The sequence below is a fragment of the Panacagrimonas sp. genome (assembly GCF_965216805.1).
Classification (GTDB): domain Bacteria; phylum Pseudomonadota; class Gammaproteobacteria; order Nevskiales; family Nevskiaceae; genus Panacagrimonas.
This window is the reverse complement of the sequence record NZ_CBDCGN010000003.1, coordinates 563,947-585,494: the sequence shown is the minus strand read 5'-3', so window position 1 is coordinate 585,494 and position 21,548 is coordinate 563,947. Positions and strand designations below refer to the sequence as shown.

Annotated in this window: 16 protein-coding genes; 1 reads left to right on the top strand and 15 read right to left on the bottom strand. The window is 64.8% G+C overall.

All coding sequences use genetic code 11. The annotated features are described in order from the left end of the window. Positions 1–337 precede the first annotated feature (337 nt). The gene (locus tag ACOOHP_RS15825) at positions 338–1,396 is read right to left on the bottom strand and encodes a Glu/Leu/Phe/Val family dehydrogenase (protein WP_420467449.1); all 1,059 of its coding nucleotides are present in this window, start codon (positions 1,394–1,396) and stop codon (positions 338–340) included. A gap of 156 nt (positions 1,397–1,552) precedes the next feature. Between ACOOHP_RS15825 and ACOOHP_RS15820 the strand changes: the two genes are divergently transcribed. Continuing rightward, entirely contained in the window at positions 1,553–4,924 is a 3,372-nt protein-coding gene (locus ACOOHP_RS15820) for a DUF2126 domain-containing protein (RefSeq protein ID WP_420467448.1), read from the top strand. Positions 4,925–5,050: 126 nt separating this feature from the next. Here ACOOHP_RS15820 and nuoN read toward each other — a convergent pair whose 3' ends face one another. The 14 genes from nuoN to ACOOHP_RS15750 form a co-directional block, all read right to left on the bottom strand. Next, the gene (gene nuoN / locus ACOOHP_RS15815) at positions 5,051–6,541 is read right to left on the bottom strand and encodes an NADH-quinone oxidoreductase subunit NuoN (protein WP_420468728.1); all 1,491 of its coding nucleotides are present in this window, start codon (positions 6,539–6,541) and stop codon (positions 5,051–5,053) included. 8 nt (positions 6,542–6,549) lie between these two features. Further along, positions 6,550–8,103, bottom strand: a complete 1,554-nt coding sequence (nuoM, locus tag ACOOHP_RS15810; RefSeq protein ID WP_420467447.1) for an NADH-quinone oxidoreductase subunit M — start codon at positions 8,101–8,103, stop codon at positions 6,550–6,552. Between the two features lie 15 nt (positions 8,104–8,118). Continuing rightward, positions 8,119–9,966 (bottom strand): NADH-quinone oxidoreductase subunit L, encoded by a 1,848-nt coding sequence (nuoL, locus tag ACOOHP_RS15805; protein ID WP_420467446.1) that lies wholly within the window; start codon positions 9,964–9,966, stop codon positions 8,119–8,121. Between the two features lie 196 nt (positions 9,967–10,162). After that, positions 10,163–10,480, bottom strand: a complete 318-nt coding sequence (gene nuoK / locus ACOOHP_RS15800) for an NADH-quinone oxidoreductase subunit NuoK (RefSeq protein WP_420467445.1) — start codon at positions 10,478–10,480, stop codon at positions 10,163–10,165. A gap of 104 nt (positions 10,481–10,584) precedes the next feature. Beyond that, on the bottom strand, positions 10,585–11,073 hold the full coding sequence (nuoJ, locus tag ACOOHP_RS15795) for an NADH-quinone oxidoreductase subunit J (protein WP_420467444.1): 489 nt from the start codon (positions 11,071–11,073) through the stop codon (positions 10,585–10,587). 5 nt (positions 11,074–11,078) lie between these two features. Continuing rightward, positions 11,079–11,618, bottom strand: coding sequence for an NADH-quinone oxidoreductase subunit NuoI (nuoI, locus tag ACOOHP_RS15790; RefSeq protein WP_420467443.1), 540 nt, complete (start codon positions 11,616–11,618; stop codon positions 11,079–11,081). After that, entirely contained in the window at positions 11,618–12,634 is a 1,017-nt protein-coding gene (nuoH, locus tag ACOOHP_RS15785) for an NADH-quinone oxidoreductase subunit NuoH (RefSeq protein WP_420467442.1), read from the bottom strand. Before nuoH ends, nuoI begins: the two co-directional genes overlap by 1 nt. A 56-nt stretch (positions 12,635–12,690) precedes the next feature. After that, positions 12,691–15,384 carry an NADH-quinone oxidoreductase subunit NuoG gene (gene nuoG, locus ACOOHP_RS15780; RefSeq protein WP_420467441.1) on the bottom strand — a complete coding sequence of 898 codons (2,694 nt, stop codon included), beginning with the start codon at positions 15,382–15,384 and terminating at the stop codon, positions 12,691–12,693. A 5-nt stretch (positions 15,385–15,389) separates the two neighbouring features. Continuing rightward, positions 15,390–16,712 carry an NADH-quinone oxidoreductase subunit NuoF gene (nuoF, locus tag ACOOHP_RS15775; RefSeq protein WP_420467440.1) on the bottom strand — a complete coding sequence of 441 codons (1,323 nt, stop codon included), beginning with the start codon at positions 16,710–16,712 and terminating at the stop codon, positions 15,390–15,392. Then, positions 16,709–17,227 carry an NADH-quinone oxidoreductase subunit NuoE gene (gene nuoE, locus ACOOHP_RS15770; protein WP_420467439.1) on the bottom strand — a complete coding sequence of 173 codons (519 nt, stop codon included), beginning with the start codon at positions 17,225–17,227 and terminating at the stop codon, positions 16,709–16,711. Before nuoE ends, nuoF begins: the two co-directional genes overlap by 4 nt. Positions 17,228–17,360: 133 nt before the next feature. After that, on the bottom strand, positions 17,361–19,163 hold the full coding sequence (gene nuoC, locus ACOOHP_RS15765; protein ID WP_420467438.1) for an NADH-quinone oxidoreductase subunit C/D: 1,803 nt from the start codon (positions 19,161–19,163) through the stop codon (positions 17,361–17,363). 5 nt (positions 19,164–19,168) lie between these two features. Beyond that, entirely contained in the window at positions 19,169–19,837 is a 669-nt protein-coding gene (locus tag ACOOHP_RS15760; protein WP_420467437.1) for a NuoB/complex I 20 kDa subunit family protein, read from the bottom strand. A gap of 45 nt (positions 19,838–19,882) precedes the next feature. Continuing rightward, entirely contained in the window at positions 19,883–20,290 is a 408-nt protein-coding gene (gene ndhC, locus ACOOHP_RS15755; protein ID WP_420468727.1) for an NADH-quinone oxidoreductase subunit A, read from the bottom strand. 196 nt (positions 20,291–20,486) lie between these two features. Further along, the gene (locus ACOOHP_RS15750) at positions 20,487–21,548 is read right to left on the bottom strand and encodes a succinylglutamate desuccinylase/aspartoacylase family protein (protein WP_420467436.1); all 1,062 of its coding nucleotides are present in this window, start codon (positions 21,546–21,548) and stop codon (positions 20,487–20,489) included.

The following is a 21,548-nucleotide window of genomic DNA, read 5'->3' as shown; positions in this document are numbered from 1 at the left end:
AGTTTCCTTTCAGGCGAACAGGACTGGAAACGCCCTTGAACCCGCGCTCCACGCGAACGCAGCGCGGCGCACCCGCAGGTCGATCCCGCTGCGGACGCAGCGCCATCGTCGCGCTGCAGCTTCCAGCAACGCAAGCGGATGATCCGGTCCAGTATGCAGACAGCGCGACGCAGTTGGCCCGTCGTTGTGACGCTCGAAATTTTTTGGCGCAGGCGCTTCGCTGACACGCCAGAGTATTCCGGCCTCAAGCCGACGGGTCAACGCCGCAGGCCGGAACCCGGGCTCGCAACAAACGGCCGCGGGCGGGTGTCGAGTGCGCCGCCATCGCCATCGGGATTCAAGTCGTGCGGCCGCGGAACACCGACTCCGCCATGCGATCGGCGATCAGGTGCGTGGGCTCGCCCTGCTCGGCGGCGCGCTCGAAAATCGCGCTCAACGTTTCGGCAATGCGGTGCAGGTGTGCGTCGACCTCCTGCCAGCGCCGCGTCGCGCCGGTGTAATAAAGATTGATGATGCCGCCGGCATTGATCGCGTAATCGGGCGCATAGAGCACGCCACGCTGCATCAGCATGTGACCGTGCCGCGGTTCTTCGAGCTGATTATTGGCGGCACCTGCGACGATCGCGGCTTGCAGGCGCGGCACGGTGACGTCGTTGAGCACCGCCCCCATCGCGCAGGGACTGAGCACATCCACCTCCAGATCGAACAGGCGCGCACCGTCCACCGCAGTGGCATCGAAACGTTGCACGCAGGCTTCCACCAGCGGCGGGTGCACGTCGGACACGAACAACTGCGCGCCGGCCTCGTGCAGATGCTGCGCCAGCACCGCGCCAACCTTGCCGACACCCTGGATCGCCACGCGCAAGCCCTGCAGGTCGGTCCGCTGCAGGCGATGACGTGCCGCCGCCTGGATACCGTAGAACACCCCCAGCGCCGTGGCGGCTGAGGTGTCGCGATCGCCCGGATCATCGGGGTTCAGCGGCGCTGCACCGCCGCCAACGTAAGCGGTTTCGCGCGCCACCTCGCGCATGTCGGCCTCGTCGGAACCCGAATCCTCGGCAATCACATAGCGCCCACCCAGCGACTGCACCAGGCGTCCCATCGCGCGCATCATCGCCGGCGTCTTGTCGCGCCGGGGATCGGCCAGCACCACCGACTTGCCGCCGCCCTGCTTCAGGCCTGCCAACGCCGCCTTGTAGGTCATGCCGCGCGACAGGCGCAGGACGTCGGCGATCGCCTCGGCTTCCGTCGCATAGGGATACACCCGGCAACCGCCGAGGCCGCAGCCCAGCGCCGTGCTGTGGATGGCGACGATGGCGGCCAGACCCGATTCGGGGTCGCGATGAAACACCACCGCCTCGTGGTCGTCGTAGTCGGGGTGGGACAGCACCGCCACCGGCATTCTCCTGCACTGGTCGATCCAGCCGGCATCTTACTGCTTGACCCATCGGCGACTCGCCCTGCATCGATTCTTGCTTAGCCGGGGAACGCCCGGAGCCCGCATGACGGGCGCGTATGATCGGCTTCGCTGTCACGGACCTTCGTTATCGCCATGCCCCTGCACGCTGCCCTGTTTCACCAGACGGTTTATCGCTACGACCGGCGCGTCACCCTGTCTCCCCAGATCATCCGGCTGCGCCCTGCACCGCATTCGCGCACCCGCGTGCTTTCCTACTCGCTGCGGGTGGAGCCGCAGCCGCATTTCATCAACTGGCAGCAGGATGCCTTTGCCAATTGGCAGGCGCGGGTGGTGTTTCCGGAGGCCGTGGATCACTTCACGGTCACCGTGGACCTGGTGGCGGACATGGCGGTGTACGACCCCTTCGATTTCTTCGTGGCGCCCGAGGCGGAGTTCTTTCCGTTCGAGTACGTGCCCGGCCTGCGCCAGGACCTGGAACCCTATCTGCGCAAGGAGGCCGCCACACCGCGCTTCAAGGCGATGCTGGACAAGGTGGACCTGCACCGCGAACGCGCGGTGGATTTCCTGGTGGAGTTGAACCGCCGGGTGCAGCAGCGGGTGAAGTATCTGATCCGCATGGAGCCCGGCGTGCAGACGCCGGAGGAAACCCTGGTCAACGGCTCGGGTTCCTGTCGCGATTCGGCCTGGTTGCTGGTGCAGCTGCTGCGCCACCTGGGGCTGGCGGCACGCTTCTGTTCGGGGTATCTGATCCAGCTCACCCCGGACGTGAAGTCGCTGGACGGGCCCAGTGGCACCGATCATGACTTCACCGATCTGCACGCCTGGTGCGAGGTGTATCTGCCTGGCGCCGGGTGGGTAGGTCTGGACCCGACCTCCGGCCTGCTCACTGGCGAGGGCCACGTGCCGCTGTGCGCCACGCCGGAGCCGTCCAGTGCCGCGCCTATTACCGGCACCATGTCGTTTGCCGGCAAGGGCGAACTCAAGACCGAGTTCGGCCACGAGATGAAGGTGACGCGCCTGCTGGAAACCGCGCGCGTCACCAAGCCCTACAGCGACGAGCAGTGGTCGCAGATCGACGCGCTGGGCGACGCGGTGGACACCCGGCTCAAGGCCGGCGACGTGCGCCTGACCATGGGTGGCGAACCGACCTTCATCTCCATTGACGACATGCAGGGCGCCGAGTGGAACACCGCCGCGGTCGGGCCGATGAAGGAGGGCCTGGCGCGCGAGCTGATCTATCGCCTGCGCGACCGCTTCGCGCCGGGCGGGCTGCTGACCTTCGGCCAGGGCAAGTGGTATCCGGGCGAGTCGCTGCCGCGCTGGGCGTATTCCCTGTACTGGCGCGGCGACGGCACGCCCATCGTGCACGGCGATCTGGCCGACGGCAGCATGCGGGCCGACGCCGACAGCGCGCGAGCGCTGATTCGCGGCATCGCCGAGCGTTTGGAGATCGACCCCGACAATGCGGTACCGGCGTACGAGGACGCGTTCTACTACCTGCACCGCGAACGCAAGCTGCCGGACAACGTCACGCCGGAGGACAGCAAGCTCAAGAATGCCGAGGAACGTGCGCGGCTGGCCCGCGTGTTCTCGCGCGGGCTGGACACGCCCAAAGGCTACGCGTTGCCGGTGCAGCGCTGGCAATCGCGCGCGCTGTCTCAGCAATGGATCAGCGAGCGCTGGACCTTTCGCGGTGGACGCATGTATCTGATCCCGGGCGACTCGCCAGTGGGTTTTCGACTGCCGCTGGAAACCCTGCCCTGGGTGCCGCCGCTGGCGTATCCGCATCTGGTTCCCTACGACCCGTTTGCGCGGCGCGACCCGCTGCCGAGCAACATCGATCCGCGCCGTCAGCCCTTTCTGCAGGCGCCCGTCACCGAACAGGAACAGCGTCGCCGGGAGCGCCAACAGAAGCTGACCGCCGAGCGCGACCAGCCCACACCGGAACGGCGCGGCGCCTATCTGCAAGGCGGCAACGTGCGCACCGCGCTGGCGGTGGAACCGCGTGACGGTCAGCTCTGCGTGTTCATGCCACCGGTGGAAACCATCGAGGATTACCTGGACCTGATCACCGCGGTGGAGGACAGCGCCGCCGAGTTCGACGTACCGGTGCGCGTGGAGGGTTATCCGCCTCCGGCCGACTCGCGCCTCAACGTGCTGCGGGTTACGCCCGATCCCGGTGTGATCGAGGTCAACGTGCACCCTGCCCATTCGTGGACGCAGTTGCGCGAGATCACCCTGGAGATTTACGAGCAGGCCCGTCTGTCGCGCCTCGGCACGGAAAAATTTCTCATCGACGGCCGCGCGGTCGGCACCGGCGGCGGTAATCACATCGTGGTGGGTGCGGCCACGCCGGCCGATTCACCGTTCCTGCGCCGGCCCGATCTGCTCGCCAGCATGATCCGCTACTGGCAGAACCATCCTGCCCTGAGCTACCTGTTCTCCGGACTCTTCATCGGCCCCACCTCGCAACATCCGCGACCAGACGAAGGGCGCGACACCGCCCTGTACGAGCTGGAGATCGCGCTGGCGCAGTTGCCACCCGCCGGCGTCGGCAGCGATCAGGCCGGGTTTCCGCTGTGGTTGGTGGATCGCCTGTTCCGCAACATCCTGATCGACATCACCGGCAACACGCATCGCACCGAGCTGTCCATCGACAAGCTCTACTCACCCGACGGCCCCACCGGTCGTCTCGGCCTGCTGGAGATCCGCAGCTTCGAGATGCCGCCGCACGCGCGCATGAGCCTGGTGCAGCAACTGTTGGTGCGCGCGATGATCTGCGCGTTCTGGGAAAAGCCTTACACCGCGCCGCTGATCCGCTGGGGCACGCGCCTGCATGATGAATTCATGCTGCCGCACTTTGTATGGAAGGATTTCTGCGAAGTGCTGCGCGATCTGCAAAGCTGGGATTACCCGTTTCGGCCGGAATGGTTCGAGCCGCACCTGGAGTTCCGCTTTCCGCTGCACGGCACTCTGCAGCACCAAAGCATCGAACTGGAACTGCGCCACGCGCTGGAACCCTGGCCGGTGCTGGGCGAAGAAGGCGCGGTGGGCGGCACCACGCGTTTCGTGGATTCCAGTCTCGAACGCCTGCAAGTCAAGGCGCGCGGTCTGGTGCCGGGCAAGCACTTCGTCACCGTCGGCGGCCGCCGGCTGCCCTTGCGGGCCACCGGCGTGCGCGACGAGTTTGTCTGCGGTCTGCGCTACCGCGCGTGGAAGCCGACGTCGGCGTTGCATCCCACCATCGGCGTCCACACACCGCTGGTGTTCGACCTCTACGACGCCCAGCACCGGCGCGCGCTGGCCGGCTGCACCTATCACGTCATGCACCCGGCCGGCCGCAACTACGAGACCTTTCCGATCAACAGCTACGAAGCCGAGTCCCGCCGTCTGTCGCGCTTCGAGCCGGGTGGGCACACCCCTTCCGCCTACTGGCCACCCACCGAGATGCCCAACCCGGAATATCCCTGCACCTTGGATCTGCGCAGACCGAGCGGGCTTTGAGGACCGCCGCCCTCGCGTAGGACCCTGACTAAACCAGGCTGGCCACCTCGGCCTGGTCGTTTTTTCTTGCGCGATCTGCGAACGCTCGTCTCATCCTTGCGGATCAGGACGCAAATTGAACGAGCGCTACGGCGCTACCAGCGGCGCCATCTGGATGATGCTGATGAACGGCTGCGGATAGAGCCCGAGCACGAAGCTGGCCAGGGTCACCGCCAGCACCATGTAACCGCCGGTCTGCTGCGCCCAGTTCAGCGGCGCCTCGAAGCGCTGCTGGCGATCGCGGTCCATGAACATGATGATCATCAGGCGCAGGTAGTAGAACAGGCCGATGGCACTGCCCAGGACGACCGCCCCCAGCAGCCACCACTGACGGGCATCGACGCCGGCGGCAATGATGTAGAACTTGCCGATGAAGCCGGCGGTGGCGGGAATGCCGGCCAGCGACAGCAGCATGGCGGTGAGAATCGAGGCGATGTAGGGCCGGCGCCAGAACAGCCCGCGGTAGTCCTCGAGTTCTTCTGCGTCGCCGTCGTTGTTGTAGGGGCTGGAGATCAGCGTGACCACGCCGAGCACGCCGAGCGTGGTGACCACGTAAGTCAGCAGGTACGCGCCGACGGCTTCCACCGCCAGCGGACCCGAGGCGATCAAGGCCACCGCGCAGTAGCCGAAGTGCGCGATCGATGAGTACGCCAGCATGCGCTTGACGTTGTTCTGCAGCAGTGCCAGCACGTTGCCGACCACCATCGACAGAATGGCAAGAACCGTCAGTACGGTGATGACCGCAGCGTCTCGATAGGCTTGCGCTTCCACGAAGTAGCGCAGCAGCACGGCGAACACCGCGGTCTTGGATGCGGTGGCCAGGAACGAGGTCACCGGCGCAGGGGCGCCTTCATACACGTCGGGCGTCCACAGGTGGAAAGGCACAAAGGACAGCTTGAATCCGACCGCCACCATGATCATCGCAGCGCCCAGCCCCACCAGCGGACCAAACCCTTCAGGCTGCGACATGTGCCGGCCAATCTCGGCGAATCCCATGTGCCCGACATCGGCATAGATCAAGGCCATGCCGAACAGCAGGAAGGCCGAGGCCGCTGCCGACAGCACCAGGTATTTGAGCGAGCCTTCCAGCGCGCGGCGCGATTTGCTGGGGTAGCCGACCATCGCGTACAGCGGGATCGACAGCAGCTCCAGGCCGATGAAGAACGACGCGAAGTGGCGACTGGACACCAGCACCATGCCGCCCAGGGCCGCCAAGGTCAGCAACAGGTACATCTCTTCCTTGTTGCCCGCGTAGCCTTCCAGGTAGGCGTGCGACAGCGTTGCGCAGGCCAGGGTCGCCACCAGGATGATGCCGAAATAGAACAGCGCGTAGTGGTCGATCACCAGCAGCGGGGTGACTTCGATCGGCAGGATGGCCGGCACCGCGTCCGGCATCACCAGCGGCCCGAAGAACAGCACCGCCACCGACAGCCACGCGGCGTTGAGGAAAATCACGCCGGCGGTGGCGTTCCACCAGTGATTGCGCTTGATCGCGATGGCGCCCATCACCGCCAGCACCGAAAGGCTGGTGAACAGGATCGGTGACAGCGCCAGCCAGTGGTGCGCAGTGAAATCCACGGTGTAGTTCATTGCGCCACTCCGAGAACCGTAGTGGCAGCTTCGGCCTGGGCGGCGCTGTAGATGGCGCTGACGTATTGCATGGACGCGGCGGAGGTATCGAGGAAAGGCTGCGGATACAGGCCCAGCCACAGCATGATCGCCATCAGGGAGCCCAGCATCCACAGCTCGCGCCGGGAAAGGTCCTGAAGCTTTTCGGCGTGTTCATCGACCTGTACCGGCCCGTGGAAGGCGCGCTGGATCAGGATCAGCGAATAAACCGCCGCCAGGACCAGGCCGGTGGAGGCGAAGATGGTCACCACCGGGTCCACGTTCCAGGTGCCGATCAGCACCAGGAATTCGCCAACGAAATTACCCAGGCCTGGCAGGCCCAGGCTGGCGGCGACGAAGAACAGCGTGATCGGCGGCAGGTAGGGGAAACGCGACCACAGTCCTCCCATCTTCCTCAAGTCACGGGTGTGCATGCGTTCGTAGATTTCGCCGCAGAGGATGAACAGCGCGCCTGCGGAAATGCCGTGCGCCAGCATCTGGATCACCACGCCCTGCAGCGCGATTTCGGTACCGGCGTAGATGCCCACCAGCACGAAGCCCATGTGCGAGATCGACGAATACGCCACCAGCCGTTTGACGTCGTGCTGCGCAAACACCATCACACCCGCGTAGACGATGCCGAGTACGCCCAGCCACATGGCGATCGGCGCAAAGTCCGCCGAGGCATTGGGAAACAGCGGAATGGCGAAGCGCAGCATGCCGTAGGCCGCGGTCTTCAACAGGATTCCGGCCAGATCCACCGAGCCCGCGGTGGGTGCCTGGCTATGCGCGTCGGGCAACCAGGTATGCAGCGGCACCGTGGGGGTCTTGACCGCAAAGGCGATGAAGAACCCGAGCATGAGGATGTACTCCACATGCGGCGTCATCTCGGCTTCCAGCAACTCTTCGTAGTTGAAGGTGATGACGCCGGTGCCCTGGAAGTTGACGAACACCAGACCCAGGATGGCCAGCAACAGCAGCAGGCCCGACGCCTGCGTGAACAGGAAGAACTTGGTCGCCGCGTAGACCTTGCCCTTTCCGCCGGGGGCATCGTGGCCCCACAGCGCGATCAGGAAGTACATCGGCACCAGCATCATTTCCCATAAGAAGAAAAACATGAACAGGTCGAGCGTGAGGAACACGCCGACGACGCCGCCAAGATTCCACAGCAGGTTGAGATGGAAGAAGCCGACGTTGCGATCGATCTCCTTCCACGAGCAGATGATCGCCATCACGCCCAGCAAGTTGGTCAGCAGCACCAGCAGGATGGACAGGCCATCCAGCGCAAAATGGAAAGAGATGCCGAAGCGCGGAATCCACGGCGCTTTGAACTCCAGCACCCAGTCCGGCTTTTCGCCCGGCACCGGCATGCTGTAGTCCAGCGCCAGCCACAGCCACACGGAAATGCCCAGCGCGATGAGCATGCCGATGAGGGCGATCCATCGCGGGTACTTGGTGCCGAAGCGCAGCTCCGCCTGCCAGCTCAACAGGCCGGCGATAAACGGGATCAGAATGAGCCAGACGAGGATCATGGCTGGAATATTCGGTTAGAGCAGGACGACGGAACCGACCACCAGGACGGCTCCGGCGCCGATGGCAGCGGCGTACCAGCGCAGCATCCCGTTCTGGGTCTGCGCGACCCAGCCATTGAGGATGCGGAAGGATTCGGGAATCAAGGTGATGATCTGGTCGGCGATGTCCTTGGCGTTGACGCGCACGAACCACAGATAAGGCTTCACGAACAGGCGGTCGTACAGCCAGTCGAAGCCGAAGGCCTCGCGCCACCACACCAGGATCGGGTTGGCCGTGTCGCGCAGGCGCTCGGCGCGTTCGCGCGAGGCGCCGAAGATCAGCCAGGCCAGCGCCACACCAGAGAACCCTGCCGCCACCGAGGCGCCTTCGAGCATCAGCTTCTTGGCCTGCATCGCCTCGGAGATTTCCAGCGCCGGCAGCACACCTTCCAAAGGCAGATGGATGAAGCCGCCGATCAACGCCAACAGTGCAAGCACCGCCAGCGGCAGGTCGTGCGCGAACCTCGAGTGCGGCTTGTGCACGCCGTGGTGGTGCGCCTTGCCGAAGAAGGCAATGAAGATCATGCGGAAGGTGTACAACCCGGTCATGAACGCGCCGGCCAGGCCCATCCAGAACAGGTGCATGTTGCCGCCGGCATAGGCCTCGAACAGGATCTCGTCCTTGGAGAAGAACCCCGAGGTGCCCGGGAACGCGATCAGGCCCAGCGATCCGATCATGAACACCCAGAAGGTGAACGGCAGATCCTTGCGCAGGTTGCCCATCTTGAAGATGTCCTGCTCGTGGTGCAGGGCCAAAATCACCGAGCCCGCGGCCAGGAACAGCAGCGCCTTGAAGAAGGCGTGGGTCATGAGATGGAAGATCGCCGGCGCGTAGGCACCGGCACCGAGAGCCAGGAACATGTAGCCGATCTGGCTCATGGTGGAATAGGCCAGCACGCGCTTGATGTCGGTCTGCATCAGCGCGATGAAGCCCGCCATCAACAAGGTCACGCCGCCGACCCAGCCCACCGCCTCCAGGCCGTAGGGAGCGACTTCGAACAGCACGTGGGTACGCGCGATCAGGTACACGCCGGCGGTCACCATGGTTGCGGCGTGGATCAGCGCCGACACCGGCGTGGGGCCGGCCATGGCGTCGGGCAGCCAAGTCTGCAGCGGCAACTGCGCGGACTTTCCGACCGCGCCGCCCAGGATCAGCATCGCCGCCACGGTCGAGATGCCGGGGCCGTCGGCCCAGTCCACCGCGATCTTCGCCATCAGGTCCTGGATGTCCAGGGTGCCGAATTCGTGGAACAGGATGAACAGACCCAGCGCCATGAAGGTGTCGCCGACGCGGGTGATGACGAAGGCCTTGCGCGCCGCCGCACCGTTGGCGGCATCCTTGTACCAGAAGCCGATCAGCAGATAAGAGGCAAGACCCACGCCCTCCCAGCCGAAGTACAGGAACACCAGGTTGTCGCCCAGCACCAGGAACAGCATGGAGGCGACGAACAGGTTCATGTACGACAGGAAGCGGTCGTAGGCCTCGTCGCCGCGCATGTACCAGGACGCGAACAGATGAATGAAGAAGCCGACGCCGGTGATCACGCCGGTCATCACCAGAGACAATGCATCCAGCCGCAGGGCCAGACGGACGTTCAGATCGCCGACCGTCATCCAGTTCCACAGCACCTGGGTAAACGCCCCGCCCTCGGGCGGCGTGGTCAGGAACTGGTAACCGCAAAGCACTGCGATCAGGAACGCACCGCCGACCGAACCGACTCCAACCAGGGCCGCCGGCGTCTCCGCCAGACGTCCGCGTGCGAATGCCAGGATGGTGAAGCCGGCGAGGGGTAGCAGGAAAACCAGGAAGAGAAGATCGAGCATCACGCAAAGCTCCGGGAATCGACCGCTATCTCAACTGGCACGCGCACTTCCTTCTCCGAAAATCTCTCCGGCCCGACGGCGGCTCGGGCGCTCTCCGGCCCGGCCGTTGCCGGCCGGGCGTTCCCCAGCCTGGGCGTCGCCGCCCAGGCGTTCGGTCGTACGCGAGGCTTTAATCGCCTCGCAAGCATGTGCGCCCTCACCCCTTCATCTCCGAAGCGGTGTCCACGTCCATCGAACCGAAGCGACGGTAGAGCTGCAGCAGCAGCGCCAATCCGACGCAGGCCTCGCAGGCCGCGAGCGTCAGCACCAGCAGAAACATGACCTGCCCGTCCGGCTGCACCCAGCGCGAGCCCGCCACCACGAAGGCCAGCGCTGCAGCGTTCATCATGATTTCCAGCGACATCAGCATGAACAGCACGTTGCGACGCACGATCAGGCCGAGTAAGCCGAGCGTGAACAGGATCCCGGCTAGCGCCAGGCCATGCTCCATCGGTATTCCGCTGACTTCCGGCATGCTCCCGTTCTCTCGTTGTCGGCGTCGCGGTGTGGCCGCGAACGCGTGCGTTGTTTCTTCGAAGGCGCGAGCCCGCAGCCTCGCGCCACTGCTTGTTTGATCCGCTAGTCCTGCTTGCCCAGGTGATACGCCGCGACCAGACCCGCCGTGAGCATCATCGACGCCAGCTCCACGGCCAGCAGGTACGGCCCGTACAGCGATACGCCGACCGCCTTGGCACCCACCTCGGTCACGCCTGCCGGCGTATGTTCACCGCCCAGCATCAGTCGCATCAGCGGGAACAAAAGGAGCGCGCAAAGAATGCCGGGCCCGATCCAAACCGACGGCTTGAGCCAGGCCTGTTCCTGCTGCGTCACGGTCTCGCCCAGATTGAGCATCATCACCACGAACACGAACAGCACCATGATGGCGCCGGCGTACACGATCACTTCCAGCGCCGCCGCAAACGGGGCGCCCAAGGTGAAGAACACGCAAGCCACCGCCAGCAGCGAGGTCACCAGGTACATCAGCGCATGCACCGGATTGGGATTGACGATCACCAGGATGGTGGCTAGTACGGCGATGAAGCCAGACAGGTAGAAAGCGATTTCCATGGCGATCAGGGCAGCAGGCTCTTGACGTCGATCGGCTTGGCTTCGTTGAGCGCGCCACCCTTGGGCTTGCCCTTCACTTCCAGGCCGGCGACCCGGTAGAAGTTGTAGTCTGGATACTTGCCGGGACCGCTGATAGTCAGGTGTTCCTTTTCATACACCAGATTCTGGCGGTCGTACTCGCACATCTCAAAATCCGGCGTGAGCTGGATTGCGGTGGTGGGGCAGGCTTCTTCGCACAATCCGCAGAAGATGCAGCGCGAGAAATTGATGCGGAAAAACTCCGGATACCAGCGGCCGTCTTCCTTTTCCGCTTTCTGCAGGCTGATGCAGCCGACCGGGCAGGCGACCGCGCAGAGATTGCAGGCCACGCAGCGCTCTTCGCCATCGGGATCGCGCGTCAGCACGATGCGGCCACGGTAGCGCGGCGGCAGGTAGGGCTGTTCTTCGGGGTAGTTGATAGTGGCGCGCTTGGCAAACGTATGCATAAACACGATGCCGATGCTGCGCAGCTGCGTCCCTATGCCTTTGAGTATCTGAATCAACATCAGGCGGCTCCGCTCTGGTTGACGAGGATCACGATGCCGGTGACCACGACGTTGACCAGGGTCAGCGGCAGACAAACCTTCCATCCCGCAGACATCATGTGGTCGTAACGCGGACGCGGCAGCGCGGCGCGCATCAGGATGAAGCTGCTCATGAAGATGAAGCACTTGGTGACGAAGGCGAACAGCGCCAGCACCGGGCCTTCGTTATCCACGAAGGGCACATCCCAGCCGCCGAAGAACAGCACCACAATCATGGCCGACACCAGCACGATGCCGACATACTCGCCCACGAAGAACATGCCGAACTTCATGCTCGAATATTCCACGTGGTAGCCGTCGGCCAGTTCCTGCTCGGCTTCCGGCAGATCGAACGGGGCGCGGTGCACGGTGGCGAAACCGGCGAGCAGGAAGGTCACGAAGCCCAGAAACTGAGGCACGATATTCCACATGCCCTGCTGCTGGCTGGTCACGATGTCCACCAGCGAGAAACTGCCGGCGATCATCACCACGCCCATCAGCGACAGGCCCATGAACACCTCGTAGGTGATCATCTGCGCCGACGAACGCAGGCCGCCGAGCAGCGCGTACTTGTTGTTGGATGCCCAGCCGCCCAGCATCACTGCGTACACCGCCAGGCCGCACAGCGCCAGAAAGAACAGCACCGCCAGATTCAAGTCCGACACACCGATCCAGGGCGTGATCGGTACCAGCATGAAGCCCAGCAGCATCGTACTCATGGCCACCGCGGGTGCGATCCAGAAGATGGCACGATCCACGAACGGCGGTGTCCAGTCCTCCTTGAAGAAGATCTTGATCATGTCGGCAATGACCTGGCCGAGCCCGAACAGGCCGACGCGATTGGGCCCGTAGCGGTCCTGCCACAGACCCAGCAGGCGTCTTTCCAGCCAGATCATCCAGGCCGCGGTCAGCACCAGGCCGACCAGGATGACGGCCGCTTCTACCACCTGGATGGCGGTGTAGATCAGCTCGGGGGTGATCCAGGACGGCAAGCTCATATCATCGACCCCATGACGCAACGCGCCATCCGGTGCGGCTGAAACTCCGTTTCATCCTAGGCCGCCTCCACGCTGATCGCGCTGCCTGGGGATGCGTAAGGCACCCCGCGCAGACCCACCGGCAGGCCGACGCTGCCCGCTTCGAGGCTGCTCGACACCACCACCGGCAGCACCACGCTGGTGCCGTCGACCTCGACTCGCGCGGACAACTGGATGCCCAGACGTTCGATGTCCGCCACGCTCAAGGCGACGTAGGCCTGCGGCGCGCGCTTGAGCAGCACGTCGGCGCGACCGCTCTGCTCCTCGCTGCCGAAGATATGGTGCAAGGCCACCGCGCGCAGGCCCGAACCCGAACTCGGCGCAGCAGGCGCAAAGTATTGCGGCTGGATCTGGTCGTCGGTCACCAGCACCGGCTCACCGGCGTCGCCGCCCTTGAGCTCGCCGCCGACTTCAGCCTGGAACTTGTTCCAGGCCTGCGGCGAATTCCAGCCCGGCGCCCACGCAAACGGCAGCAACTCGGCGGGACGGTCGATGCCCATGGCGCCGTTGACGCCTTCCATGGTGAACGCCAGCGCCGAGTCCGCGTCCTGCAACTGGCGCGGCTCATGCACGGACAGGTTCGCGCGCTGCGCGGTCCGGCCCGAAGCGCGGTGCGGCGAACGCGCCATCTTCATGCCCTTCATGCGGAAGCGCGCGTTGGGAGCGGTTTCGGTGATGACCGAAAACTGCGGCAAGACCTTGGCACAGTCCGCGATCAGATCGTCCAGACCCTGCCACGCCGGTGCGGCCGACATCTCATCGCACCAGCGCCAGGATTCCTGGATCGCCACCGCGCGGTCGTAATAGGTGGGGTCGTAGACCTGGAAGTAGCGCTGTGCGCGCCCCTCATAGTTCACCAGGGTGCCGTCGCTCTCGTAAGCGTTGCCGGCGGGCAGCAGCAAGTCCGCGCGCTCGCCGGTGTCGGTGGCCATGTGGTCGATCACGATCAGCCGGCACTTGGCCAGTGCCGCGTCGACCACGGCTTTGGGCGCGCGGCGGTACAGATCGTTCTCCAGCACCACCAGCACGTCCACCTCGCCCTGGGTCGCGGCTTCCAACGCGAGCTCCAGCGGCGACGCATCGAACAGCGCGCTGCCCATGCTGTTGGCCTCCGGCAGCGCCAGCGCCAGTCCGACCATCCGATCCTTCTTCTTGAGTGCCCACGCGATGTTGGCGGCTGCCTGCATCACCTCGGCACAGCCGCTGCCGGTGCCGCTGACGATCAGCGGGCGCGTTGCAGTGGCCAGCGCAGCGGCAATCTCGTCGGCCAGCGCGGCCTGCGTCTGGTCCAATCCGACGGCAACCGGCGCTGCGCCGTCCAGCCGGTGTGCGATGGCAAACCCCAGTTGTGCGATGCGCTCGGCCGAGGCGTTGAACGTCCTGGTCGCCACATCATCCAGCCGCGACGGCTGTGCGGTGCTGACGTAGATCGGGTTACGCGCTTGCTGCACCAGATCCGCCAGGGCGATGACCTGCCACTCGGGAATGTTTTTCTTGGCCCCTTCGGTCACCATCTTGCCGCGCGCGGCCTGGCGCACTGCCAGTGCGATACGCGGAGCGGTCTGGGTCAGGTCTTCGCCCAGGATCAGCACGCAGTCGGCGTCTTCCATGCTGCGCAGGGTGCTGGCGCCGACCGGACCGCGCAGAATCTTCGCCGCCAGTTGCGTCAGTTCAAGTTCGTGTCGCGACACGCCACTGTTGAACCGGGCTGCGCCGACGCGTTCGCGCAGCGCGAAGTTGGCTTCCAGCGAGGCACGCGGCGAGCCGATACCGAGCATGCGCTTGGCCCCGGAGGTGATCGCGCGCAATTGTTCAAGGCCGACTTCACCGGCGACGATCTTGTGACGGCCTTCGATCTTCAGTACCGGCAGGCGCGGCCGGTCCTTGCGGTTGCTGTGGCCGAAGCCGAAACGTCCGCGATCACACAGGAAATAGCCGTTGAGCGCGCCGTGGTAGCGGTTCTCGATACGGCGGACCTCGCCGTAGCGCTCGCCCGGCGAGACGTTGCAGCCCACCGAGCAGCCGGTGCAGATGCCTGGTGCGAACTGCATGTCCCACTTGCGCGTGTAGTGCTCGGAGTGCGCCTTGTCGGTGAACACGCCGGTGGGACATACCTCGGTGAGATTGCCGCTGAACTCGTTCTCCAGCACGCCCGGTTGCGGGCGTCCGAAGTAGACGTTGCTCGCAGCGCCGTAGACGCCCAGATCGGTGCCGCCCGCGTAGTCGCGGTAGTAGCGCACACAGCGATAGCAGGAAATGCAGCGGTTCATCTCGTGGCCGATGAACGGCCCGAGGTCCTGGTTGAGATGAGTGCGCTTGTCGAACCGGTAGGACCGCGAGTGATGCCGCGTCATCACCGTCATGTCCTGCAGATGGCAGTGCCCGCCTTCCTCGCAGACCGGACAGTCGTGCGGGTGATTGGTCATCAGGAACTCGATGATCGCTTCGCGGAACTCCACCGCCTCGACGTCCTCGATGGCGATGTACATGTCGTCCTGCGCCTGCGTCATGCAGGACATGACGATGCGGCCGGTCTTGTCGTTCTCGTCACGGTACTGCTTGACCGCGCATTGGCGACAAGCGCCGACGCTGCCCAGCGCCGGGTGCCAGCAGAAATAAGGGATGTCCAACCCCAGGGACAGACAGGCCTGCAGCAGGTTGTCAGCCCCGCTGACCTCGTACTGCTTGCCGTCGACGTGGATCTTCGCCATGTGGTTTATGCCTGGACCGCGGCCGGGGCCGCACTGGCGCGGATGCCGCGCTCGAACTCGTCTCGGAAATACTTGATCGCCGACTGCAGCGGCTCCATCGCGCCGGGGGCGTGCGCACAGAAGGTGCGGCCGGGACCCAGGTCGCGGGTCAGGCGCACGAGCTTCTCGATGTCGCCGGGGCGCCCCTCACCGGTTTCGATCGCGCGCAGGATGCGCACCGACCATGGCAGCCCGTCGCGACACGGCGTGCACCAGCCGCAGGATTCGCGCGAAAAGAACTCTTCGAGATTGCGCACTGCCGAAACCATGCTCTGGTCTTCCGCCACCACCGTGATCAGCCCGGTGCCCATGCGCGAACCCGCTTTGGAGATGGTGTCGAAATCCATCGGTAGATCGAGATGCTCGGGCAACAGGAAATCGGTGGACGCGCCACCCGGCAGCCAGGCCTTGAGCTTCTTGCCACCCTTCATGCCGCCCGCGTGCACCTCCAGCAACTCGCGCGTGGTAGTGCCGAAGGGCAGCTCCCAGCAGCCCGGCTTGTTGGCCCGGCCGGAGCAGCCGTACAGCTTGGTGCCGCCGTCCTTGGTTTTGCCCTGACTCAGACCTTTGAACCACTCGCCGCCATTGAGCACGATGCTGGGGATGTTGCAGAGGGTCTCGACGTTGTTGACCACCGTCGGCCGACCCCACAAGCCGCTGATCTGCGGGAACGGCGGCTTGGCGCGCGGGTTGGCGCGACGGCCTTCCAGCGAATTGATCAGCGCGGTCTCTTCGCCGCAGATGTAACGACCCGCACCGGTATGGACGAAGCAGTCATAGTCCCAGCCGCTGCCGAGAATGTTCTTGCCGAGCAGGCCGGCGGCGCGCGCCTCCGCCAACGCCCGGTTGAGATTTCTGGCGGAGACCACGTATTCGCCGCGCAGAAAGATGTAGCCAGTGCAGGCGCCGATGGCGTAAGCCGCGGCGATCATCGACTCCACCATCAGGTGCGGCGCGTCCTCCATCAGCAACCGGTCCTTGAAGGTACCCGGCTCCATTTCGTCGGCGTTGCACACCAGGTACTTGGCGCCCCCGTCATAACCTTGGGCCGGCCCCATCGGTACCAGACCCCACTTGATCCCGGTGGGAAAACCGGCGCCGCCGCGACCGCGCAGATTGGCTTCGCGCACGCGCGCCTGCACTTCCTGCGGCGTAAATTCCTTGATCGCCTTGCGCAGGCCCTGATAACCGCCAACCGCCTCGTAAGCCTTGAGGTCGAGTGGCCCGCGGGCGGTATCGATGCTGTAGGTCAGCGGATGGGTGTCGAGCGACTTCTTCGCGGCACTCATGCGTAAGCACCCAGAATCGTGTCGAGTTGCGCGGGCATCACGTCGCCATGCAGGTCTTCGTCGATCATCATGGTCGGGCCGCGATCACAGGCGCCGAGGCAGCAGATCGGCAACAGGGTGAAACGCTGGTCCGGCGTGGTCTGGCCCAGGCGGATGCCGAGCTTGGCCTGGAGCGCCTCGCGCAGCTCGTCGTAGCCGGTCAGATGACAAGAGATGCTGTCGCACACCGTGATGACATGACGGCCTACCGGCTGGCGGAAGATCAGGCTGTAGAACGTGGCCACGCCTTCGAGGTCGGCAGCATCGGTGCCGATCATTTTTGCGACCGGGGCGATGGCCTCATCCGGTACCCAGCCGCGGTGCTTCTGCACAACCTTGAGCGCGCCGATGCTCGCCGCCCGCGGGTCCGGGTAGTGATGCATCTCTTCTTCGATCTCGTGCCGCTCCTGCGCACTCAGCTCGAAGGGCGGCGCCTTGCCGAGGTCGGCCAGCTTGATGATGGTGTCGGTCTTCATTGTCAGAGCGTCAAGACATTTGCCACGGATGACACCGATGACACGGACATACACGGATAAAAAAGAAAGGCAGGCACGGCTTTAGGTTGGCGTTTATCCGCGTTCATCCGTGGAACCCGTGGCAAAAAACTTCTCATCGATCAACATCCGCCATCACGAAATCGATGGACGCGATGTACGCAATCAGGTCTGCAATCATCTGGCCGTTGATGGCCGCCGGAATCTGCTGCAGGTGCGCAAAGCTCGGCGTGCGGATGCGCGTGCGGTAGGCCATGGTGCTGCCGTCGGACACGCTGTAATAGCTGTTGAGGCCCTTGGTCGCCTCGATCATGGTGCTGGACTCGCCGTGCGGCATGACCGGACCCCAGCTCACGCCGAGGAAATGCGTGATCAGGGTTTCGATGTCGTGCAGCGCACGTTCCTTGGGCGGCGGACAGGTCAGCGGATGGTCGGCCTTGAACGGCCCCGCCGGCATGTTGTTGAGGCATTGCTCGATGATGTTGAGCGACTGGCGGATCTCCTCGGCGCGCAGCACACCGCGGTTGTAGACGTCGCTGACGCCGGCCAGCGGCACTTCGAACTCGAAGTTCTCGTAGCCGGAGTACGGCCGCGCCTTGCGCAGGTCGAAGTTCACGCCCGCCGCGCGCAGGCCCGGGCCGGTCACACCCCAGTCCAGCGCCTCGGCGGCGCCGTAAGCCGCTACGCCCTTGGAGCGCGAGATCAGGATCGAATTCTTCAGCGCGGCCTTTTCGTACTGGTCCATGCGCGGCCGCAGCCAGTCGATGAATTCGCGCACCTTCTTTTCCCAGCCGGTGGGCAGATCGTGCGCCACGCCGCCGATGCGGAACCAGGCCGGGTGCATGCGAAAGCCGGTGACCGCCTCGATCACGTCGTAGGCCTTGGCGCGGTCCACGAACATGAAGAACACCGGGGTCATCGCACCGACGTCCTGCGCATAGGTGCCGTAGAACAGCAGGTGCGAGGTGATGCGGAAGAACTCGGACATCATCACGCGGATGGTCTTGACCCGGTCCGGTACGGTGATGCCGGCGAGCTTCTCGACGTTCATCACGTACGGCAGGTTGTTCATCACCCCGCCGAGGTAGTCGATGCGATCGGTGTAAGGAATGTAGGTGTGCCAGGACTGGCGTTCCGCCATCTTCTCGGCGCCACGATGGTGGTAGCCGATATCCGGCACGCAGCCGACGATCTCCTCGCCATCGAGCTGCAGAACAATGCGAAAGGCACCGTGCGCGCTCGGGTGATTCGGGCCGAGGTTGAGGAACATGTAGTCGGCGTCTTCGGTGCCGCGCTTCATGCCCCATTCCTCGGGCTTGAACAGCAGCGCTTCCTGGTCCAGGTCCTGACGCATCTGATCCAGCATGAAGGGGTCGAACTCGGTCGCGCGCGCCGGATAGTCCTTGCGCAGCGGATGACCCTCCCAGCGCGGCGGCAGCAGGATGCGGCGCAGATTGGGATGCCCGGTGAAGACGATGCCGAACAGGTCCCAGACCTCGCGCTCGTACCAGTTGGCATTGATGAACACCGGGATGCAGCTGGGCAGCTCCGGCTTGTCGCCGGTCAACGCTACCTTGAGCCGGATTTCGCCACCGGCGTCCTCGCGCGGCACCGCCATGGCACGGTCTACCGACAACAGGTGATAGACCACCGTAAAGTCGCTGGCTGGCTGGCCCGGCCGATGCTTGCGCACGCGCTCGTCGATGGCGGTGAGGTCATAGAGCATCCGGTACGGACGCTCCACTTCGTTGCGCAGGTAGCGCAGCACTTCCAGCAGTTGACCGGCCTGCACCCACAGGGTGGGCACGCGGTCCACGGTGGGCTGGAACACGAAGCCGGAATCGCCGAACCGGCGGGACAACTCCCGCACGATGCTGTGCTGCAGTCCTGCCGCGGTGGGGGCGCCGTCGTCTGCCATGTGCCTTACACCGAGTCTGGAGAGCGCAGGATCGTCGCCTTCTGGCGTTCGGCCTGTTTGAGGTCGCGTTGCGCCGGAAGATTGGCCCTGTAGATGCCCTGCTCACCCACCACCCAGGACAGCGGGCGCCGCTCCTTGCCGATCGAATCCTGCAACAAGGTCAACGCCTGCAGGAAAGCCTCCGGGCGCGGCGGGCAGCCCGGGATGTAGACGTCCACCGGCAGGAACTTGTCCACGCCCTGGACCACCGAGTAGATGTCGTACATGCCGCCCGAGTTGGCGCAAGACCCCATGCTGATCACCCATTTCGGTTCCAGCATCTGCTCGTACAGGCGCTGCACCACCGGCGCCATCTTGATGAAGCAGGTACCGGCGATGACGATCAGGTCAGCCTGGCGCGGCGACGCGCGGATGACTTCCGAGCCGAAACGCGCGAGATCGTGGGTGGGCGTGAATGCGGTGGCCATTTCCACGTAGCAGCAGGAAATGCCGAAGTTGTAGGGCCACACCGAATTCTTGCGGCCCCAGTTGACGGCGCCGTGGACCATGCTTTCCAGCTTGCCCAGAAAGACGTTCTTGTGAATCTGCTGCTCCAGCGGATCCGGAACCTGCTGCCGGCTCTGCATCGGATACGTCTGCTTGTTCTGGTCGATGCGGGTGAGGGTGTATTCCATGGGCTGGCGATTTCGATGGCGGGCTTGCAGGGGCGGGCGAACGGATCAGTGCGGCGGCGACGCGCTGCGCATGGCCTCGCGTTTGCGCCGACCGTCCGGGGCCCACTCCAGGGCTCCGATGCGCCACAGATAACCCAGGCTGGCGAGCAGGATGAAGATGAAGATGCAGGCTTCGATCAGGCCGGGCCAGCCGGACTCGCGCAGGCCGATGGCCCAGGCGAACAGGAAAACCGCCTCGACGTCGAAGATCACGAAGAACATCGCCACCAGGTAGAACTTGGCGGACAAGCGCAGGCGTGGCGAGCCCGAACCCACGACGCCGGATTCGAAGGGTTCGTTCTTGGCGCGTCCCCAGGCGCGGCCGCCGAGCAGCCAGGACGCCCCGAGCATGATGACGATGATGACGAACACGAGGGTGACGTAGGCCGCAATCGCCCACGACTCCGCTGACATGGATACGGCTGCCGTCATCAGTCGGTTCCCTTACCGTGTGGGCTGTGCCGATCCCGGATACGTGGCCAACCCGAATTGATGGGCCGAATTGTAGCGGACTACCGCACCCGTATGGGGTGGGTGGTGATCCCCGGGTCAAGTAAGCCTTATCGGCGGGCTGAGCGAATCTCACCCCGGAAGTCCGCGCCGTGCGCGTCTACACGATGGGTGGCTCCTCGCCGCTCCAGGTGCGCATCTCGGCCTCCATCTGCTCGACCGCCTGCGCGGCCTCGGCCGGTGCGTCGAAGGTGCCCAGATGGAACAGCGCGTCGCCTTCGTGCACCAACGGCAGGTTGAGGCGGCCGATCACCACGCCTTCCAGATTGGCGCACACCTCGATCTCGTTCTCACCGAAAGGGTCGCCGATCACGCCCATCGACTGCCCGCGGCGGATGTGATCGCCGAGGCCGACGCCGGTACGCAAAATGCCGCTGCTCGGTGCGCGGATCCAGTGACTGGAATGCGCCAGGATCGGCTCGGGCACACGCAGCGGCGAGAATTCCGGTCGCGGCAGCAGACCCATCTCCCACATCACGTTCTGCACCCCCTGAGCGCCGATGCGGATGGCGGTTTCGTCGAAGCGCAGCGCCTCGCCCGATTCGTACAGAATCACCGGGATGTTCTGCCGGGTGGTGTATTCGCGCAGGGTGCCGGCCGCCGGGCGCGAATCCAGAAACAGCGGCGCGCCGAACGCCTTGGCCAGCCGCTGGTTGGTGGCATTGCGCAGGTCGGTGCGAATCTGCGGCAGGTTGGGGCGATGGATGGCGCCGGTGTGCAGGTCGACACCGAAGTCGCTGCGCCCCACCACCTCGGTCACGAACAGATTGGCCAAGCGCGCCGCCAGCGAGCCGCCCTGGCTGCCGGGAAAACTGCGGTTGAGATCGCGCCGGTCCGGCAGGTAGCGCGATTGGTGGATAAACGCCAGGGTGTTGACGATAGGAACCGCCAGCAGGGTGCCGCGCAACTCGCCCAGCTGCTGCAGGCGCAGCACTCTGCGGATGATCTCGACGCCGATGATCTCGTCGCCATGCAGCGCCGCACTGACGAACATGGTCGGGCCCGGCTCGTGTCCGCGCAGCACGATCACCGGCAGGTCCACCGGCGCGCTGGTGTAAAGACTCGCGACGCGCAGGCTGGCGGTCTTGCGCTCGCCCGGCAGCACCAGCGTATCGGCGATGCGAAAACCATCGCCCCAGCCGCCGATCGCCTCGCTGCCCAT

What these genes read in the sequence shown, in the direction of transcription:
- nuoE (WP_420467439.1), bottom strand. Translation starts at nt 17,227, where the DNA reads ATGAAGACCGACACCATCATCAAGCTGGCCGACCTCGGCAAGGCGCCG.
- nuoH (WP_420467442.1), bottom strand. Translation starts at nt 12,634, where the DNA reads ATGAGCTTGCCGTCCTGGATCACCCCCGAGCTGATCTACACCGCCATC.
- nuoC (WP_420467438.1), bottom strand. Translation starts at nt 19,163, where the DNA reads ATGGCAGACGACGGCGCCCCCACCGCGGCAGGACTGCAGCACAGCATC.
- ACOOHP_RS15750 (WP_420467436.1), bottom strand. Translation starts at nt 21,548, where the DNA reads ATGGGCAGCGAGGCGATCGGCGGCTGGGGCGATGGTTTTCGCATCGCC.
- nuoK (WP_420467445.1), bottom strand. Translation starts at nt 10,480, where the DNA reads ATGCCGGAAGTCAGCGGAATACCGATGGAGCATGGCCTGGCGCTAGCC.
- nuoI (WP_420467443.1), bottom strand. Translation starts at nt 11,618, where the DNA reads ATGTTGATTCAGATACTCAAAGGCATAGGGACGCAGCTGCGCAGCATC.
- nuoL (WP_420467446.1), bottom strand. Translation starts at nt 9,966, where the DNA reads ATGCTCGATCTTCTCTTCCTGGTTTTCCTGCTACCCCTCGCCGGCTTC.
- ACOOHP_RS15760 (WP_420467437.1), bottom strand. Translation starts at nt 19,837, where the DNA reads ATGGAATACACCCTCACCCGCATCGACCAGAACAAGCAGACGTATCCG.
- nuoM (WP_420467447.1), bottom strand. Translation starts at nt 8,103, where the DNA reads ATGATCCTCGTCTGGCTCATTCTGATCCCGTTTATCGCCGGCCTGTTG.
- ACOOHP_RS15820 (WP_420467448.1), top strand. Translation starts at nt 1,553, where the DNA reads ATGCCCCTGCACGCTGCCCTGTTTCACCAGACGGTTTATCGCTACGAC.
- nuoG (WP_420467441.1), bottom strand. Translation starts at nt 15,384, where the DNA reads ATGGCGAAGATCCACGTCGACGGCAAGCAGTACGAGGTCAGCGGGGCT.
- nuoJ (WP_420467444.1), bottom strand. Translation starts at nt 11,073, where the DNA reads ATGGAAATCGCTTTCTACCTGTCTGGCTTCATCGCCGTACTAGCCACC.
- ndhC (WP_420468727.1), bottom strand. Translation starts at nt 20,290, where the DNA reads ATGTCAGCGGAGTCGTGGGCGATTGCGGCCTACGTCACCCTCGTGTTC.
- nuoF (WP_420467440.1), bottom strand. Translation starts at nt 16,712, where the DNA reads ATGAGTGCCGCGAAGAAGTCGCTCGACACCCATCCGCTGACCTACAGC.